The sequence below is a fragment of the uncultured Parasphingorhabdus sp. genome (assembly GCF_963975735.1).
In the GTDB taxonomy this organism is placed as follows: Bacteria; Pseudomonadota; Alphaproteobacteria; order Sphingomonadales; family Sphingomonadaceae; genus Parasphingorhabdus.
On sequence record NZ_CAXBIA010000006.1, the window covers coordinates 31,858 to 45,616 of the forward strand.

General features: G+C 51.8%; 18 protein-coding genes and 1 pseudogene. 6 read left to right on the plus strand and 13 right to left on the minus strand.

The window, feature by feature from the left end; all coding sequences use genetic code 11:
- From AACZ86_RS08890 to flgB, 13 genes and pseudogenes are all read right to left on the minus strand, one after another.
- Positions 1-846: pseudogene (locus AACZ86_RS08890) on the minus strand (flagellar motor protein MotB); the annotation flags it as partial.
- A gap of 3 nt (positions 847-849) precedes the next feature.
- Positions 850-1,713, minus strand: coding sequence for a flagellar motor stator protein MotA (gene motA / locus AACZ86_RS08895; protein WP_339691542.1), 864 nt, complete (start codon positions 1,711-1,713; stop codon positions 850-852).
- A gap of 135 nt (positions 1,714-1,848) precedes the next feature.
- Positions 1,849-2,694, minus strand: a complete 846-nt coding sequence (locus AACZ86_RS08900; RefSeq protein WP_339691544.1) for a flagellin — start codon at positions 2,692-2,694, stop codon at positions 1,849-1,851.
- A gap of 25 nt (positions 2,695-2,719) precedes the next feature.
- Positions 2,720-4,051, minus strand: coding sequence for a flagellar hook-associated protein FlgK (gene flgK, locus AACZ86_RS08905; protein ID WP_339691546.1), 1,332 nt, complete (start codon positions 4,049-4,051; stop codon positions 2,720-2,722).
- Positions 4,044-4,343, minus strand: a complete 300-nt coding sequence (locus AACZ86_RS08910; RefSeq protein WP_339691547.1) for a rod-binding protein — start codon at positions 4,341-4,343, stop codon at positions 4,044-4,046. Before AACZ86_RS08910 ends, flgK begins: the two co-directional genes overlap by 8 nt.
- Positions 4,340-5,473, minus strand: a complete 1,134-nt coding sequence (locus AACZ86_RS08915; RefSeq protein ID WP_339691549.1) for a flagellar basal body P-ring protein FlgI — start codon at positions 5,471-5,473, stop codon at positions 4,340-4,342. Before AACZ86_RS08915 ends, AACZ86_RS08910 begins: the two co-directional genes overlap by 4 nt.
- Before the next feature lie 20 nt (positions 5,474-5,493).
- Positions 5,494-6,174, minus strand: a complete 681-nt coding sequence (locus tag AACZ86_RS08920) for a flagellar basal body L-ring protein FlgH (RefSeq protein WP_339691551.1) — start codon at positions 6,172-6,174, stop codon at positions 5,494-5,496.
- Between the two features lie 29 nt (positions 6,175-6,203).
- Entirely contained in the window at positions 6,204-6,992 is a 789-nt protein-coding gene (gene flgG / locus AACZ86_RS08925; RefSeq protein ID WP_339691553.1) for a flagellar basal-body rod protein FlgG, read from the minus strand.
- A 21-nt stretch (positions 6,993-7,013) separates the two neighbouring features.
- The gene (gene flgF, locus AACZ86_RS08930) at positions 7,014-7,760 is read right to left on the minus strand and encodes a flagellar basal body rod protein FlgF (protein WP_339691555.1); all 747 of its coding nucleotides are present in this window, start codon (positions 7,758-7,760) and stop codon (positions 7,014-7,016) included.
- Positions 7,761-7,786: 26 nt separating this feature from the next.
- Complete coding sequence (locus AACZ86_RS08935; RefSeq protein WP_339691557.1) at positions 7,787-8,617, minus strand: flagellar hook basal-body protein; 831 nt, start codon at positions 8,615-8,617, stop codon at positions 7,787-7,789.
- A 42-nt stretch (positions 8,618-8,659) separates the two neighbouring features.
- Positions 8,660-9,328, minus strand: coding sequence for a flagellar hook capping FlgD N-terminal domain-containing protein (locus AACZ86_RS08940; RefSeq protein WP_339691559.1), 669 nt, complete (start codon positions 9,326-9,328; stop codon positions 8,660-8,662).
- Complete coding sequence (gene flgC, locus AACZ86_RS08945) at positions 9,328-9,714, minus strand: flagellar basal body rod protein FlgC (protein WP_339691760.1); 387 nt, start codon at positions 9,712-9,714, stop codon at positions 9,328-9,330. The genes AACZ86_RS08940 and flgC overlap by 1 nt, the downstream gene beginning before the upstream one ends.
- A gap of 11 nt (positions 9,715-9,725) precedes the next feature.
- Positions 9,726-10,079, minus strand: a complete 354-nt coding sequence (gene flgB / locus AACZ86_RS08950) for a flagellar basal body rod protein FlgB (RefSeq protein WP_339691561.1) — start codon at positions 10,077-10,079, stop codon at positions 9,726-9,728.
- Positions 10,080-10,336: 257 nt separating this feature from the next.
- Here flgB and AACZ86_RS08955 point away from each other — a divergent pair, with 257 nt between their 5' ends.
- The 6 genes from AACZ86_RS08955 (at position 10,337) to AACZ86_RS08980 (ending at position 13,733) form a co-directional block, all read left to right on the plus strand.
- Positions 10,337-11,020 (plus strand): MotA/TolQ/ExbB proton channel family protein, encoded by a 684-nt coding sequence (locus tag AACZ86_RS08955; RefSeq protein ID WP_339691564.1) that lies wholly within the window; start codon positions 10,337-10,339, stop codon positions 11,018-11,020.
- 3 nt (positions 11,021-11,023) lie between these two features.
- Positions 11,024-11,500, plus strand: coding sequence for a hypothetical protein (locus AACZ86_RS08960; RefSeq protein ID WP_339691566.1), 477 nt, complete (start codon positions 11,024-11,026; stop codon positions 11,498-11,500).
- 80 nt (positions 11,501-11,580) lie between these two features.
- A complete protein-coding gene (locus AACZ86_RS08965; RefSeq protein WP_339691568.1) occupies positions 11,581-12,078 on the plus strand; it encodes a flagella basal body P-ring formation protein FlgA in 498 nt (165 codons plus the stop codon).
- A gap of 131 nt (positions 12,079-12,209) precedes the next feature.
- Positions 12,210-12,500 carry a flagellar biosynthesis anti-sigma factor FlgM gene (gene flgM / locus AACZ86_RS08970; protein WP_339691570.1) on the plus strand — a complete coding sequence of 97 codons (291 nt, stop codon included), beginning with the start codon at positions 12,210-12,212 and terminating at the stop codon, positions 12,498-12,500.
- On the plus strand, positions 12,497-12,808 hold the full coding sequence (locus AACZ86_RS08975) for a hypothetical protein (protein ID WP_339691572.1): 312 nt from the start codon (positions 12,497-12,499) through the stop codon (positions 12,806-12,808). Before flgM ends, AACZ86_RS08975 begins: the two co-directional genes overlap by 4 nt.
- A 97-nt stretch (positions 12,809-12,905) precedes the next feature.
- Positions 12,906-13,733, plus strand: a complete 828-nt coding sequence (locus tag AACZ86_RS08980) for a transglycosylase SLT domain-containing protein (protein WP_339691574.1) — start codon at positions 12,906-12,908, stop codon at positions 13,731-13,733.
- The last annotated feature ends 26 nt before the right edge of the window (positions 13,734-13,759 follow it).

A 13,759-nucleotide genomic window follows, 5' to 3' on the forward strand; every position in this document is an offset into this window, starting at 1 on the left:
CATCGTAATGGAAATGCGCCTGTTTCGGTCGTCCATACGGTCATTCGGGTTATAAGGCTCAGTGTCCGCCACACCTTCGATTCGAGCCATTCGGGTATTCAGTACACCTTGATGCACGATTTCCTTGCGGGTCGCTTCAGCTCTGGCCGAAGAGAGCAGCCAGTTGTTCATGCTTTTTCCGCTTGCGTAGGGCAGGCTGTCGGTATGCCCCCTGATAACCAGAAGATTGTCGACAGTATCGATGATTTTGGCAACCTCTCCGATTAGTATTCTGGCCTGCGGGTTGAGTTCGTCGGTGGCTAGCGCAAACATGCTGAAATCCGCCTCATCGATCAGATCTATTCGCAACCCTTCATCGGTATCGGTGAACCGGATGTTTTTGAGTAAAGCCAGCCTCTTTGGGTTATCCTTCAACCTATCCCGGATTTTCTTTTCGAATTCCCTTGCATCCAAGGCTTTGCTGTTCCTGCTTTTTTTGCCTTTGTCGTCCAGAGTGCCCGTTGCATCACGTGGAATGTTGATTGACTGCCTGCCGGTTTGAGCGGCTTTGTGCGGCAAATTGTCTTTATCAGTCAGGGATTGTCCGCCGAATATCCCGTCGGAACCAGCACCATTCTCCTGCATCTGAACAAGTGTGGGTGCGAAATAGTCCGCCAGCGCCTTGCGCTGCTTTTCGTTGGTTGCTCCCAACAGCCACATCAGCAGAAAAAATGCCATCATCGCGGTCACGAAATCGGCATAGGCCACTTTCCATGCGCCGCCATGATGACCGGCATGCGCCTCCACGATTATTTTTCTGACGATGATTGGGGGTTGATTGGAGCCCGGAGTAGCGTTCTTTGCCATGGATCAACGCGCCCTTATCGCATCAAATACGTCAGCAAAACTGGGCTGGTTGGCATGCTGTAGACTGGTGCGCGCCGCTTCGATGATCAAAGGTTGGGGGTGTCCATGCAGGCTGGCAATTATGATCTGTTTTGCAACGTGATAGATGGTGCCATCGCTTTCTATCACCGACCGCGCACGCTGGGCCATCGGCCCAGCAAAGCCGTAGGCGAGCAGAACACCTAAAAACGTTCCCACCAGCGCAGAGCCAATCATCGCGCCGAGAACTGCAGGCGGCTGGTCGATCGCACCCATCGTTTTGACCACGCCTAGAACAGCCGCAACGATACCAAGGGCTGGCAACGCATCGGCTAGACCCTGCAGGTTGTCTGCGGGAGCAATGGCTTCATGATGATGGGTTTTGATGCTTTGGTCCATAACGTCTTCCACCGCATAGGGATCCAGTGTGCCGGAAGAAACCACGACCAGGCGCAAGCTGTCCGCGATCAAATGGACAAGCGTCTCATCTTTGAGCAGCTTTGGATATTCGCTGAAAATCGGTGAAGCCTTTGGATCTTCGATGTGCGGTTCCAGGGCAACGGGCCCTTCGCTTTTTAAGATCTTCGTCAGCTTGGACACCAGCAAAATGCAATCCATGAAGTCCTGCTTGACGTAGGTTGGTCCCTTGAACACTTTCCCGAAACCACCCAGAAGTGCTTTCAATTGCGCACCGGAATTGCCGATGATCAATGCACCCACCGCAGAACCGCCGATAATGCCCATTTCAATTGGCAACGCATGCAAAACCACGCCCATGTCACCACCTGACAGCGTGAAAACGCCAAAAACCATGACAAGTAGAACAACAATACCAACTGCGGCAAACATATATTAATTCCCCATCAACGGATCCGGATTGTGATGCTGGCCCCCATTCCAGCCGATGCAGGAAGCAAACATTATAACGATGAACGGAACAAACGGCCTTTGGTTAAGGGCCAAATAACAATGAAACCCGGGCGCTTAGCTGATCAGCCGAATAAGCGAGATGCTGCTAGAAGTGGCATATAGTTTCTGTGCCGCTTCCAGATTAATCAACAGGGATTGGAAACGGGAGATTGCCTCTGGAACATCGGTGTTTTCCAGTGCAGACCGTCGCTCGGTCGATGTGAGCTGCGATTGATGCAGTCGGTCTTCTTGCTGATCGAGGCGATTGACCATCAAACCTTGGCTGGCAACCAGATTCGAAAAATGGTTGATCAGTGAGTCTCCTGCATCGAGTTGCAAGGTTCGGTCGCCTGCTGTGCCGGTCCGGACGGCATCAATCATTGTGGTCATAATGGTGTCGAGATCACTGGTGACTCCACCGACATCTATGGACTGGGTCACTGTTTGGAAATTGGGCGATGGTGTTACCAACACGTTCGTATCAATCCTCATCTGGATCGGATCACCAGTGTGAAATAATTTCCCGCCATAGCTATCTTCAGCCTGAGCAAGTTGATTAAACTGATCACGGAGACTCTCGAGTTCAATTGCAATGACTTCGCGATCTGTTGCGGAGAGAGTCTCGTTGTTAGCCAAGATGACCAGTTCTTTGACGCGAATGGCTCCGCTGGCCATAGTGTCCAGCGAGGATTCTGCTTGCTGTGCCATGATGCCAGCACGGCCAATGTTGTTGAGCCACGAACTTTCAATCGCGGACTTGCGACCGAGGCTCGATATCTCGAGCCAACTCGAGGGCGCCTCTGATGGTCGTGTGAAGCTCTTGCCACTTGCAATGGATTCTTCTGCCTTGCCGATAAGCGCAGACAGATCGGCTTGTCTTTGAATGCTATCGTTGGGTCTGTTTCTGTTGATAGATTCCATGTTTTGTTCCTTCTCGCGGGACCAACTAAAAGATTCCCAATATGGTTTGCATCGTTTCCTTTGCGACTTGAATGATGCGGGCCGCCGCTTCGTAAGATTGTTGTAACCGGATAAGGTCCGCTGCTTCGCGATCAAGATCGACGGTCGCAATATTGTCACGTGCTTCGCGCGTGGCTTGGTCGAAAGCTGTTGAGGCTGCGCTTTCGCTGCGGGCAGCTAACAATTTCTGCGCTTGTCCGAGCGCTATTGTTTCATAGCCTTGCTCTGTACCCGTCGCGGTACGCAAGTCTACAAACGCCAGAATATTGCCATTTGCCGCGCCGCCCGGGGAAGCCAAAGCCAAGCTGTTTGCCGATAGTCCGGTTGTCGACAGGGATGCGGCGGTACCGGCATGGGCGATGACCGCTGCGCCGGGCACTCCTGCATCGGTCAATCCGTTGGCTTGCCAGCCATTGATCTCTGCGGCAAATTGCACCGCCAGGCTGTCCAGATCATTGTTGAGGCTGACCAGGCTTGATTGTGCTCGTTGTAGTCCACCCAAGGTTCCATTGCTTGGTGCTGCCTGCACGATTCCACCAATTTCGATATCAAAACTGGCTCCAGCACCAGCGACAAATGTAACTGGGCTGACGACATTGAACGCCACCAAACTGGTGCCATTGCGGGAAATATCTGCGGTGCCTTTATTACCAAAGCTGATTTGAACATCCAGCTTTTCGGTAATGACGGTCAGGGCAGCATCGCGCTGGTCGAGTAATACCGCTTGCTGAGAAGTGCCGATCCCTGCGGGGAGCAATTTCTGATTAATTTGTGCGAGTTCGTTTAGCGCCGTGTTTAACTCAGCGGCCTCCTGAGATGCAGCGCCATTGATCAGATTGACGGTGGACGACAGATTGAGAGCTGTTTGATTGAAGCGCTCTACGGTGGCTTCAATATCGGTTACAAATTGATTGCGCAACGCCGGTTCAAATGGAATTGCGGAAAGTTCTTCCGCGGTACCAAAAAGTTTTGTCAACTGAGTGCCGAGATCGGCATCATTGTTGGAAAGTGCGATTTCTCCCTGGTTGAGCCATTGCACTAGAACTTCACCGCTAACGCGATTGGCTCCGGTTTGCCGTGTCGCCGCTTCCAGGAACTGGTCGCTGGAGCGGGTTATCCCATTGACTGTAACGCTGCCGGTTCCGGTAGAATTGATATAAATCGGATTATTGGCGGCCGAGATCGTCGTATCACTGATGTTCAGCGTCCGTCTGACGTAATCCGGATTGTCTGCATTGGCGACGTTGGATCCGACGACGTCCAATGCGCGAGAGCTGGTCAAAATCGCTGATCGACCAATATTGAGAAGGTCAGACATCCTTGTTCTCCAAATCGCGAGTTAGCAGCTGTGCTATGCCGAAAACTCCCTTTTGGGCCATGGATTCAGCAATCTTGGCATCTTGCATGTCGCGAAATTGCTCCATTCCCTGGCCGTCAAATAGCCCTTCACCCAGCGACGAGGTTCGCATCGTTGTCAGCATCTGCCGCACAAATATGGCTTCGAAGTCAGCCGCCATTGACTGGATTTCTGCTTGTCTCTTGTCGGCCACAGGATTTGCTGACGCCGTGGAAGAGGCTGCGGAACTCGGGGTGGGTAAAATCGCGGTCATATGATGATCAACTCTGCTGACAATGCACCAGCCTGCTTCAAGCCCTCCAATATTGCTGTTAAGTCAGACGGTGGAACACCGAGAGTATTAATAGTCTCGACGATTTCAGCTAGAGAGGCGCGTCGTCCAATTTCGAATGCAGGGTTGGTGTGTTCATCCACGGTAATGTCGCTGTCCTGTTCCGTCGCGGTCTTGCCACGGCTGAATGGTGCAGGCTGAACGACTGTCGGATTTTCCTCGACGCGTACGGTCAGTTTTCCGTGACTGACTGCTGCCGGACCGATACGCACGGCACCATTGATGACGACCGTTCCGGTTCGCGCATTAACGATTATCCGGGCGGGTGCATCCGCCGGTTTCACGATCAGATTTTCTATTTTTCCCATCAACATCACGCGTTCCTGTGCGCCGAGTGGTGCGGCAATTCGTACGGTTACAGCGTCAGCTGCAATCGCCAATTGTGCATTCAGGGCTTCGTTGATGGCATCGGCGACACGCAGCGATGTGGTCAGGTCGGCGTCGGTCAGATTGAAGCTTAGAAAGGGCTCGCTTTCAAATCCCGTGGCAACAGTTCTTTCGATCGAAGCTCCGCCGGAAATCCGGCCGACAGAAGGGATGTTAATCGTGACCTTGGAACCATCTGCAGCGGTCACACCCAAACCACCGACCGCTAAATTTCCTTGTGCCATGGCGTAAATCTGCTGATCGGCACCATAGAGCGGCATCAAGATCAATGTACCGCCGCGCAGCGATTTCGCCTTGCCAATAGCAGATACGGTAATATCGAGGCGCTGGCCGGGCTTTGCAAAGGCAGGCATTTCCGCCGTGACCATTACCGCCGCTGCATTTTTGGAAGCCGGATTGACGCCGGGGGGCAGGGCCAGACCAAAGCGGTTAGTGACACCTTTCAGGCCAATTGTGGCATATTCCAGACTATCATCTCCGGTTCCGGCAAGTCCGACGACGATGCCGTAACCAACCAGCTGGTTGGTCCGTAGACCAGCAAAGTTTCCGATGTCTTTAATCCGTTCGGCCTGGGCGGGCTGGGTGACAATCACAGCTGCCGACACCAGCGCCAGCAAGGTAGCAAGCCATCGGATCGATCGAAATATTGTTGATGATTGGGTCATATGATCTCTTCTGGCTGGAGCTAAAATGGAGATACGAACGAGAAGAATTTCTGCAGCCAGCCCTGTTTGCTTGCGGATGCAATTTCTCCGGTACCGCCGTAGACGATCTTGGCATCGGCGACTTTTGTCGATGGGATGGTATTGTCAGAGGACACGTCAATGGCCCGGATAAGTCCGCTAAATTGGGTATGTTCTTCGCCGCGGTTCAGCGATGTGAGCTTTTGACCTCGGACCAGCATTGTTCCGTTCGGATAGCTTTCCGCAACCGTCACGCTGATCTGGCCTTGCAGGCTGTTCGATTGACCGGCGCTGCCGCTACCGGAAAAATTCTGGCTGCCGCTTGTTGCCACATCACTGGGTGAAAATAGCGAGAAGAGGCCAGTTGTCGGTGGGGCTAGGGAAAAGCCGCCATCACGATCCTTGGACGCGCTGTTGGATTTTGAAGCGCGTGTTTGTTCGACAAGCAATATGCTGATTATGTCACCTTTCCGGCTTGCCCTTGTTCCACTTGTCAGGGCGGAATAGCCGGAAGTCACCTGAAAGATCGCGCCGTTTGCAGCGACAGGTTCCTGCTGCGGAGTAGCTACGACGGGAGCAAAGTCTTGCGTTGAGATTCCCGAATTTGAGCCCATGCAACTGACCAGCAGAAATGGCGTCACACCGATCAGCAAGCTTCGTTTTGAAAACGGATTATATGTCATGATGGATACGCTTCTTTCTTGCACTGAAATTAGATTTGCTGGTTCACGAACTGCAACATTTCGTCGGTCGCAGAGATCATTTTGGAATTGACCTCATAAGCGCGTTGTGTCTCGATCATGTTGACCAGCTCTTCGACAATATTGACGTTGGACCCTTCGAGAGCACCTTGGCGGATATTGCCAAGTCCTTCCTGTCCACCTGGGCCCACTTGGGGTGCGCCGCTTGCCGCTGTTTCGGTTAGGATATTATTGCCAACCGAAAGGAGCCCGGACGGGTTGGTAAAATTAGCCAGCTCAATCTGTCCGAGTTCGCTTGGTTCACTTTGGCCGTCCAAAGAAGCCGAGACCACACCATTGTTACCAATGGTCACTGCCGTCGCGCCTTGTGGAACCTGGATCGCGGGTATCAGAGGCAAACCATCGCTTGTGACCATATTGCCTTCTGCGGTCAGGCTGAAATTGCCAGCTCTGGTATAGCCCGTCGAGCCGTCCGGCCTTTCGACCTGGAAATAGCCGGATCCTTCGATTGCCAGATCCATGGCATTTTCTGTAGTCTGCAGCGTACCTTGAGTGGCGATCTTGCCTATGCCGGCAAGCCTGACCCCCGTGCCCAATTGTACGCCGCTGGCAAATCGGTTCTGTGCGTCCGAAGGTGCTCCTGGCGTGACTATATTCTGATAGGCAAGCGTTTCGAAATCGGCTCGATCTCTTTTGAAGCCGGTGGTGTTTACATTCGCTAGGTTGTTGGCGATCACGCGCATTTTGGTGTTCTGCGCATCAAGTCCGGTGCGCGCAACTTGTAGGGCAGCGTTACTCATCTTATCTTCTCCTGCATGGGATTATCCTTGCGGTAAGGACATTATGCCCGCGCCGCTTTCATCAAGTTCCTCTGTCATTTTGAGTAACCGTGCCTGGGTTTCCCATGCACGGCTGGTTTCGATCATGTCTACGAGAGCGCTGGTCATATTGACGTTTGACTGTTCCAGAGCACCGGAAATGACTTTGGCATTTTCATCAACTGGCAACGTGCCATTATCGGCGACGTGAAATAACGTATCTGAACCCTTCGACATCTGGCTGCCGGTCGCGCTGACGAGTTTTAACTTGCCAAGCTGTTGCGGCAAGGTTGGATCGCCGCCCAGCGGCACATAGGAAATTGTGCCATCCGCACCAATGTCAACGCGATCTGCGGGTGGTAATGTTACCGGACCGCTTTCACCCAAAACCGGGAAACCGTCGCCAGTGAGCATTGCTCCTGACGGACCGATTTGGAGGTCGCCGCGTCTTGTATAGGCTTCTTTGCCGTCCACGGACTGAACCGCGAGCATAGCATCGCCCTCGAAGGCAATGTCGAGTGGGCGATCGGTTTGAGTGATCGCCCCCCCGTTCATATCCGCTTGCATATCCCGTTCAACAGCCATCGCCCGGCTGTCGTGGCCTGGACCAGTCAAATATTGGGCCTTTGCCGAGACCATGTCGGCTTTGAAGCCGACTGTGTCCGAGTTGGCCATATTATTGGCAATGGCAGTTTGCCGGTTCATCAGCGATTTCATCGCGTTGACGGCGGTATATGCGAGCTTATCCATGTTCTATTCCTTCAACTGATCAATATCTAGATCTGAAGGTTCATGATCGTCTGCGTGAGCGTACTGGATGTTTCAATCGCCTGCGCATTGGCCTGGAAATTTCGCTGTGCAGCAATCAGGGAGACAAGCTCTTCTGTAATGTCGACGTTCGCAAGTTCCAGATAGCCGGACCGGACTTGTCCGAGTGGACCGCTCCCGGCTTGGTTGATTTGTGGCGGGCCGGAATCACCAGTCGATTGCCAATGTGCATCGCCCATGGGCCGAAGGCTTTCCAAGGCTGAAAAACTTGCCATCGCGAGGGCACCGATATTCATCTGGTTACCATTCGAGAATGTCGCAGAGACAACGCCTTCATTGTTGATTGCTATGTTTGTAAGTAGGGCTGCTGGGTCGAGAGGGTCGAACTCCGGTACTACGAAGTCGAACATGTCGGCAGCGTTGGTAGATGTCGCCACGCCATTTGCATCAACTGGCAGCAACTGGGCTTTTGAACCAATAGTGTCGACCACTTCGCGATCATCATTCACGGTGAACGCGCCGTTCCGGGAAAAAGTCAATGCATCACCGGGTGGTTGGCTTTTCACCGCAAAAAATCCGTCGCCAGCAATCGCCAAGTCCAGTGTTTTGTCGGTCGGCTGCATTGTACCCTGTGTAAATTGTTGCGTTATGCCATTGAGACGCACGCCTTGACCGGCAATAGAGCTGGTCGCCTGGGTTGGAGAGGCTGTGAAAAGGTCTCCAAATAGCGCGCGGCTTTTCTTGAACCCCGTCGAATTTGTATTTGCAACGTTGTTTGAAATTACGTTCAAATCAGTCTGGGCCGCTTTCAGGCCGCTTAGTGAGGTAAAGAAGGACATATTATTTTCTCCTGTGCTGAATTAGATGCTGGGTGCTAGAAATTATCCGATTTTGAGCGCCTCGGACGGGAAAACATTACCGATGGGCGTGACAAGAATAGGGGGCCCATTGCTTTCCGATGTTTTTACCGACGCTACCGGTACCCATGTTGCCAAATTGGAGGCAGGCCCGCCGTTGACGCGAACCCGTAAGCGTCCTTGGTCAAGCGGTTGTCCGGCGTCGTCTTTGCTGTCGAAACTAAATTCTACTGGACCGGCCTCTTGCCGCCCAAGCTCTGCAAACATTACGATTTCGCCGGCTTCGTTGAGTAGATCAATCGAAAGATTGTCGGTGGCGCTGGTGAGTTCGAACTCGCCGGAATATTGGCCATTTTTGTCTGCCACCGAAATGTTCCCGGGCACCAGAACCGAATGGCCAATCCATTCTTTTGCATCAGAAAGCTGATTGTTTCCCAAAATGGAAGCAATGTCCGACAAAGACTGTTTCATTTCGGAAATGCCAGCAACGCTCGAAAACTGGGCTAGTTGGGCAACCATTGCCTGGTTGTCGAGCGGATCAAATGGGTCCTGAAATTTCAGTTGGGTTGTCATCAAGCGAAGAAAGGAATCCTGGTCCAGTGTATTATCACCCGTGGCATTTTCCGGTTGCGCCTGTGAAAGGCCAGCAAGATTTGTTTTCGGTGTCTGTAGAACGTCTGATAAAGCGGCCATTATTGATTCCTCACTGTTTCTAGAATTAAAGTCTTGGCAGTTTGCAAAACCTGCACGTTATTTTGGTAATTTCTGGCGGTTTCGAGCATGTCGATCAGCTCAGCAGTTTCATCAACAGCAGCCTCCCAGACATAACCTTCTTTGTCCGCAAGAGGATTTGTCGGATCATGACGTTTCTGTGGCGCGGCATCAGTTTTGACGATGCGTTCGACGTCCACCGTAGCGAGATTGTCTTCGACCACTGAACGGAATACCGGACGCATGGCACGAAATGCTTCGTCTTCGCTGGCATAGTCCGTCCGGGCATTGGCCAGATTGGACGCGGTGGTGTTTAACCGGACCATCTGGGCCGACATCGCTCTGCTAGCGACATCAAATACACTCATACTACCCATGATCATTCTCCTTTCAAGGCGCGGCGGATCGCAGACACTTGCGCCTGCATGAAGGACAGGGTCGTGCGATACTGAATGGCATTTTCGGCAAAGAGTGTCTGTTCGACGGAAAGCTCCACCGTGTTTCCATCCAGTGATGGTTGCAGGGGCACCCGGTAACCGGTGTGGTCACTCATTGCCTGATTGAGCGATCCGCCATCTTGAGCTTGCTTCATGGCTAGATCAAAATCGAGGTCCTTCGCTTTATACCCGGGGGTCGAAGCATTCGCGATATTTGATGCCAGCATATTTAGGCGTTGCGAGCGAAGCTGTAACGCGTCGCCGTTCAATGCAAATATCTGATCCAAACTAGGCATTGTTTCTAATCCCGTATTAACTCTCCGGTCCGATGACCGTTCTAGTTCTTGAGATACACCGCTATTGGAGTACTCGAACATGACTATGCAAAGGGTGTGCCAGTTTATCTAGATCGTTCTGTAAATGTCGGTTTAACCGAGCTCGCAGCCGATGTTTTGGGGTATTTCATCCAGGGTTTTGTCAAAGCGGCAAAACCCTGCCGCTGACCGGCAAATTTTTGCCGCTCAAATCAGGATTGGGATCAATGGACATTCTAATGACGAACATCTGGCGGTTTTTCGATCCAATGTTATTCGGCGTGGTATTGAGCTGCGTTCTGATTATGGCGTGGGTTCAAACTGGCCGTCACTCTATTGTGCGGGCATTCGCGGCACTCGGCAACAGCAGTAGAAATCCGTTTGAGGCTAGTGGCGAAAACGCAACCTATATGTGTCGGAGAATTGATTTTACTCTACGCGAACAGGGGCTTTCTGGTTTGGAAACCGTACGTAGCCAAGATGCGTTTATCGTCCGCATTCTCGGCTATCTGGCTGATGCAAAGGATTCAAAAAGTTTTGAGGAATGGGTTCGGCTCGAAGAGCATACTGCCGAAACCAAACAAAATATGTCCGCTAGCTATTGGTTTTCGGCAGCGGAGATAGCCCCGGCAATCGGTCTCATCGGAACAATTACTGGCCTCATCCAGCTTTTCGCTACCGGGATTGATCCATTGAAAATGGGCCCAGCCATGAGCTTCACGTTGCTCACCAGTCTATATGGTCTCTTCATTTCCCATATAGTTGCCTTTCCGATCTATATCCGCCTGCATTCCAGAGCTGAGGTGCTGAACGCATATCGATCAAAGGTTGTTCAGCATATGATCAATATAGCAATCCGGGAACTGGAGCCTGTCAGCCCAGTCCATTTCGTACCAGCCAATCCAATCATGAAAAATGCATGACCGATGAACGCCGGGCGCACCACTCTATCGTTCCTCGATCTCGCGCTGATGTTGCTCAGCGCGTTTGCCTATACGCATTTTGTAAATATTGCTGATGCGGAGACCCAAAGGAAAATGGCGAAAGCAAACGTACAACCCGCTGTGACGTTGGGGTCCTATAGCTATACTGCATCGGACTTTTTTGGTGATAGTAACGCGATGCTCACGGAATTTGCCAAAACTGAGATTGCCGAGATATTGACGGTTCAACAGAAGCAATTGCTGATCATTGATGTTGCTGCAGCGGCAGAAGGGCAAAGCAGATCGCGCCTGCGGCAATGGGAGACAGTGTCTGCGCGAACGGCTGCTATAGCAGATGCTTTTGAAGCGGCTGGCCAGAACGGCAAGATGATAGTGCTGAAAGTACCGGATAAACTGGTTTCCAAACCTAGTGAAAAACAAACGGTAAAACTGACTTTTCTGTCGCCGGATATAAATTGAATGCCACCGAACGTGGAATTATAATGAAACTGGCACGATATCTGCTTGGTTCCTACGATTAGAGAACAGGATCAAATTTCATGTCCCACTATCATTTCGTACTGCCAATCGTTTCTATCTTGTCGATGGGCGCCGGCTCGCCCTTTGAAGATACAGCATCGCTTGATCGACAGGTTGCATCATATCTCGGCGCTGAAGTGGGAGATGTGGGTGGTGCTCACGCTGCGATAGATTCCAAGCTCAAGCTCAAGCGCTGTGCGAATGCTATCGAAATATCGGAGACGAACAGGAATGCATTGCAGCTTAGTTGCCGGAATATTGGCTGGCGGATATTTGTACCCCTTCGCCTTGGCAGACATCGGGATAGCCTGGAAGACAACGCTCCTGCCGAACCGCTGGTGCAAAGAAATCAGCCTGTTACTCTCGTGATCCGTCGTTCAAACTTTAGTATAAGTTATGGCGTTATCGCGCAAAAAAGCGGGGCGATGGGAGAATATATTCCAGTCCGCTCCGACCGGAAGGCGAAGGAATTAATGGCGAGAATTTCAGGCCCGGGTGAAGTCGAAATGATCAATTGAAAACTTTTTTCGGAAGAACTTAATTTTTTCCCAACAGGCCGTAAATGGTTATGAAAGAAGTTATAAGCACCGCCGGACAGGATACGGCATAACGCAAATTTGCCAGTCTGGCGCACTAAGGATGGAATGATATGAAACCTGTTGATAGCTATTCGGCGATTAATACGCGTTTGGATCGGCCAGCGATGAACGACGTTGCGGCAAAAGCCAGCAATGGAGTCGTCGAGAGCGGAATTACAAAGGCGTCCAGTGCGATTTCGACCACAGCATCTCAGCTGGCGACCGAGAAACCACCATTTGATGCCCAGAAGGTTGCGGACATAAAACAGCAAATTGCTTCGGGTACTTATAAGGTCGATACCGATGCGCTGGCGGAAAAAATGCTTGATTCCGGTGTGCTCGGAGTGGATTCAAAAAAATGAACCAGATAGTTGAGTCTTTCCGAAATTCGCAGAATACCCTGGTCTCGGCATTAGACGGACATGATAGCGATGCTATTTTTCAAGCGAGCAAAGAGCTCGGCAATGCGGTTGCGAAGCTGGGTATGCTGGAATCGGCCGACATTGAGCGTTCTTTGCGACCGATCCTGTCAGAAGTCGACGAATTGATGCAGGCATCAATCTACCGGCTGCGTTTCCTGCGCGACCATAGCTCATCGAGGTTGCAACTCTTGTCCGGGTGGCGTGCAAATCAGGCAGATACCTACTCTAATGCCTCGGGCGGTCGCTAGACTGCGAAAATCGTGAAATAAATTCGGAATAAGTTCCGCAATCAAAATATTGGCATGATCATTGCTTCTCTCTTTGGCAGGAGAATTCGAGCAAAACATGTCAAACCTATCCATCACTCAAAGCTATGAACGGCGCAGTTTGCCGAATGTGATTGCGCAATCCGCGCAACGCAATGGCGTTGATTTCAAATATCTGATGGCGCAGGCGCAGCTCGAAAGCGGGATGCGTCCAGATGCCAAGGCCAATACCTCCTCCGCGACCGGTCTTTACCAGTTTGTCGAACAGACATGGCTTGGCCTCGTTAAGCAGAAAGGTGGCGATTACGGTCTCGGCTGGGCGCAAGATGCGATCTCCCAGAACCGGAATGGCAAGTTCACCATCGCCGATAAAGACCAGAAATCAAGCATTCTGGCGTTGAGAAACGACCCGGCTCTTTCTGCGAATCTGGCGGGCGAATTCGCGCGGGACAATAGCGATTATCTGGAAAATCGTATCGGGCGCGAGCCGCAATCCGTCGATCTGTATCTCGCGCATTTCCTGGGACCAGCCGGCGCCGGTAAATTTCTGAATGCATTTGATGCCAGTCCCGACGCACCAGCCGCGCCGTCTTTTGCAAATGCCGCGCAATCGAACCGGTCTATATTCTATGATAAGTCCGGTGATCCGCGAAGCTTTCGGGAAATCCGCAACCTGTTCGCCAGAAAACTTGACGATGCTTCCATGATGGCAGGCGGCGGCAATAGTTTTCCGGCTGCTGGAAAAAACTTGCCGCAATCGCAAAAGCCGCTCCCGATGGTCCAGCCAGCGGATTATCTCCGGATCGCCAAAAACCACATCAATGATCAGAGCTCCCCAGACAAGTCCAAGCCGTTCGATGAATCGGCTCGGGTAGCTTATCTGATGCTCGCCACTCTTGGATTATAAATGAACATGTTACAGAATATTTTCGC